Origin of the sequence: Flavobacterium sp. UBA4854 (assembly GCF_002399805.1) — a bacterium.
Taxonomy (GTDB): Bacteria; Bacteroidota; Bacteroidia; order Flavobacteriales; family Flavobacteriaceae; genus Flavobacterium; species Flavobacterium ginsengisoli.
Genome location: NZ_DHEI01000153.1, coordinates 58,595 through 62,506, shown reverse-complemented (window position 1 = coordinate 62,506; position 3,912 = coordinate 58,595). Strand labels below are relative to the sequence as shown.

The following is a 3,912-nucleotide window of genomic DNA, read 5'->3' as shown; positions in this document are numbered from 1 at the left end:
GATGCATCTTTTAAGATATCGATATTTTCGATTTCAGTTGGTGGAATCTGACTTAATAAGTCTAAGTTTCCCTGAATTCCATCTACAACAACTAAAGGATCGTTTCCCCCAATAAGAGAAGAAATACCTCTAATACGCACACTCGGAGCGCCTCCTGGCTCACTACCAATTTGATTGATATTTACACCTGCAGCTTTTCCCGAAATCAATTGCAAAGGGTTTACAATTGCTCCTTGATTCATATCTTTTGAGTTAATAGAAGATACTGCTCCCGTAACATCTTTACGAGCTGCGGTACCGTAACCTACCAATACTACTTCTTGTAAATTTGTTGCATCTGGTTCCAGTTGAACATTTAAAGTACCATTACCAGCAGCAACTTTTTTTGTTTTATATCCTACAAAACTTATTACAATCATAGAAGAACTGCTTTCGACAATAAATTTGAATTTACCATCATAATCAGTTACAGTGCTGTTTTTTGTGCCTTCTTCTAAAATAGACGCACCAGGAAGTGGGGCACCATTTTCGTCAGTAATAATTCCAGAAATAGTTTCTTTTTCATATTCAATATTTTGTGATTTTAGTTCTGGCTTTTTAAGGATAATTTGCGTGTCACGAATTTTAAATTCAGTAAACGTTCCTTTAAAAATTTTATCCAAAACAGTATAGATCGATTGTTCTTTTACAGAAATCGAAACCGTTCGATCTAAGTCGACATCACTCATTTTGTAAATAAATCTGAAATCCGTTTTTTGTTCAATGGTCTCAATAACCTTTTCGATTGTTGAATTGTTCAAATCAAGAGTAACTTTTGTTTTTTGGGCATAAGTACTTGCTTTGATATTAAACATGGCGACCAAAATAAGTAGTGTAGTTAATTTCAATTTTAGGTCATTTTGGAACAATGAGTATAGAAACCCATTATTCTTAGATTTTTTTTTCATAATTTTGTTAATTGATTGTAGTTAATTCGTTATATTCAATCACTTAGTTAATCGGAAATTGTTCGCAGCTCTTTCCGATTTTTTTATTCCCGTAATGTTATCTCATGATATATAGTATTGGTTTTAGTGGTTATTTAATTAGTATTTGATCGTTTTTTATGGTGTAATTAATGCCATGAACGTCATTAAAATAGCTCATAACATTTTCAATTGATTCTTCTTTAAAGCTGGCATTAAATTTCTCATTAGCCAGTTTTTCATTTTTATTAATGATCGTTACGTTGTAGCGTCTTTCTAGTTTAGTAATAATGTTTTTGAAAGTCATGTTTCTAAAAGTCAGTCCGCCATCTATCCAAGAAGTATAAATTTCTGTAATAACTTGTCTGGTAAAGATTGAAGCATTTTCTTTGTTGAAGCTTCCTTTATAACCAGGTTTTAAAATAGTGCTTTTATCGGCATTAAATTCTTCGTTAGAGCTGTACATACCAACAGAACCTTCAACTAGAACAACATCTGTAAATGTATCTTCAGGATAATTAGAAACGTTGAAATGTGTTCCTAAAACGCGTACATTTAAGTTGTCAGCATTTACAATAAAAGGGTGTTTTTTATCTTTTGCCACATCAAAAAAAGCTTCTCCATCAAGATATACTTGGCGATTTTCTCCAGCAATAAATTTTACAGGATATTTTAAAGTAGAGCCAGAGTTTATATGAACCATAGTTCCGTCAGATAATTGTAGGCGAAATTTTTTGCCAAACGGAATTTTAAGAGTGTTGTAAGCCAACTTATCAGAATTAGTTTGAGTTTGGTAAACCAATTTATCACCACTTTGATTCCCGACAATATTTCCGTTTTTGTCATAAACTTGAACTTTTCCATTTTCAGAAATAATCTGAACACTACCGTCTTCCATTTGAAGAACAATGTCAGAACTTTTAAAATCGAACGGGACATCTGCAGTTTTACTAAAAAAACCTTGTTTGTAAGCAAATCCAACTCCAAGAAGAACCAAAACAGAAGCAGCAATAGAGATGTACTTTCTGTAATTTGATTTTTGAGGTTCTAATTTGATAATTGTTTCTTGATCTTTTGCTGTAGATAAAATGTTGTCAAAAATTAAATTGGCTTTCTGCTCATCCATTTTTGGCATTTCGCCTAAGAGATTTTTTATTTCCTCTACTGTCGGAAATTCTTCGGTAAGGTTGTTATTGCGGCAATAGGCAACAACTTGCTCTGTTTCTTCGGCAGTACATTGATTTAAAATAAACTTCTCTAAAAGCGTTTTTATTTCAGAATTTGAATTCATTAAGAATGTTTTTAGGTTCTGTGTTTCTATAATACAGCTGAGATGCAATTGAGTACTACTCAAACGTTATAAATTTTTAAATTTTAACATTTTGTGTTTTTTATGTGTTTGATTGTTAGTGTTTTGGGAATAAGAAAAGAGTGAAATAATTTTCGAAAATAATTTCAATTGCCTCTAGCTTTAGCTGGAGGTCAAAAAAAATTAGTGTCAAATTATGGCTTTAGCCAAATGAGATAATTTTGGCTAAAGCCCAAATCTTAATTTCTCATAAACCTCCAGCTAAAGCTGGAGGCAATAGATTTTTTTTTGCCACAGATTAAAAGGATTAAAAGGATTTTAATACGTTGAAATTCTTCTCATTTCAGATTAAAAAAATAATCTGTGGAAATTCTTTAAATCTGTGGCAAAAAAGCAATCAAAAAAAAATCACTCCGAAGAGTGATTTTAAGGGCAATATTTGTGGTTTTGGTTAGATAATTTCATCGTGAAGTTGAAAAAAACCGCGCATCGATTCGAGCGCTTTACTCATTTGGTTCCGGACCGTGTTTATCGAGATTCCGAGTTCCTCGCTTATTTCTTCGTAGCTCATTCCTTTTTTCCGAGACATTTTAAAAATCTGTCGCCGTTTGGGCGGGAGCTGTTTCATAGCTTGTTTTCGGAGTTTTTTGCAATCGGCTTCCCGAACAGCATAATCTCCGTATTCATGTGATTTCTGACTTTCGTAGAAAACGGCTTCTTTCAATAAAATTTCATTCGCAGCCTTATTCAAAACATTAAAAGCCTGATTTCTGGCAATTGTAAAAATGTAGGCTTTAAAAGATTGTTCTACATTCAAACTTTCGCGATTGAGCCAGACCTTCAAAAAAACATCCTGTACATTTTCCTCTGCAGCTTCTTTTGATTTTAGAAGACTGATGCTATATCCATAAATATCTTGGTGGAATAAATCAAAAAGTTGGCGAAAGGCTTTTTCGTTTCCTTTTTTGAGTTCACTTACCAATAATTTTTCACTATGGTTGGCCGCTTCTAACAATTTAATTTGCGTTTATTTAATTCCAATGGTATTAAACTATCAAAATGCGAGGTCTGATGTCTGACTTCATCGCAAATATATAAAAATAATATTCGCAACAAATTATATATAAAAAAACTTAATTCGGATTTTTTGTTAGTTTTTTAAAGAAAGAAACAAAAACTCTTGTTAAGTCGCAGTCGCACTAGTAAGTGTTATTTTGACGCTATTGCAAAATAAATTTTAATTATGAATTTGACTTTTGAGAATATTCTTATCTACGAAATATGAAATTTGGTCTTTTATCTCATTTTATTTCAAAAGAAAAATCCTTTTATCTATAGAAGACAAAAGGATTTTTAGTGTTATAAACTCTAATTTTATTTTAAAATTAGATATTTTCTAAATTAGTTTTTCAAGTCTTTAATTACTTTAAAAGCAACATCAACTTGATCTTCTCCAACTAAAATGGTAAACTCATTTGAAGTCGAAATTACCTCGTTGATGATGATTCCTTCCCAAGCCAAACGTTGGAAAATGAAGTAGTAAATACCAGGAACAACAATGTTTTCTTTTGGTAATTTTACTGTAATAGAAGCTAAATTATCTAATTTTTGGATTAATTTTTCTCTCATGAAATGTTT

The 3,912-nt window shown here is 31.5% G+C and carries 3 protein-coding genes and 1 pseudogene; all 4 read right to left on the bottom strand.

The window, feature by feature from the left end; all coding sequences use genetic code 11:
- On the bottom strand, nt 1–887 hold an 887-nt coding region (locus tag B3J44_RS22150), incomplete at its 3' end, for an STN domain-containing protein (protein WP_286971480.1).
- A gap of 190 nt (nt 888–1,077) precedes the next feature.
- Nucleotides 1,078–2,256 carry a FecR family protein gene (locus tag B3J44_RS22145; protein WP_286971478.1) on the bottom strand — a complete coding sequence of 393 codons (1,179 nt, stop codon included), beginning with the start codon at nt 2,254–2,256 and terminating at the stop codon, nt 1,078–1,080.
- 469 nt (nt 2,257–2,725) lie between these two features.
- Nucleotides 2,726–3,289 (bottom strand): RNA polymerase sigma factor, encoded by a 564-nt coding sequence (locus B3J44_RS22140; protein ID WP_286971477.1) that lies wholly within the window; start codon nt 3,287–3,289, stop codon nt 2,726–2,728.
- 386 nt (nt 3,290–3,675) lie between these two features.
- A pseudogene (locus B3J44_RS22135) lies at nt 3,676–3,912 on the bottom strand (aspartate kinase); the annotation flags it as partial.

Coding starts and splice junctions, on each gene's coding strand:
- B3J44_RS22145 (WP_286971478.1), bottom strand. CDS start 2,256: ATGAATTCAAATTCTGAAATAAAAACGCTTTTAGAGAAGTTTATTTTA.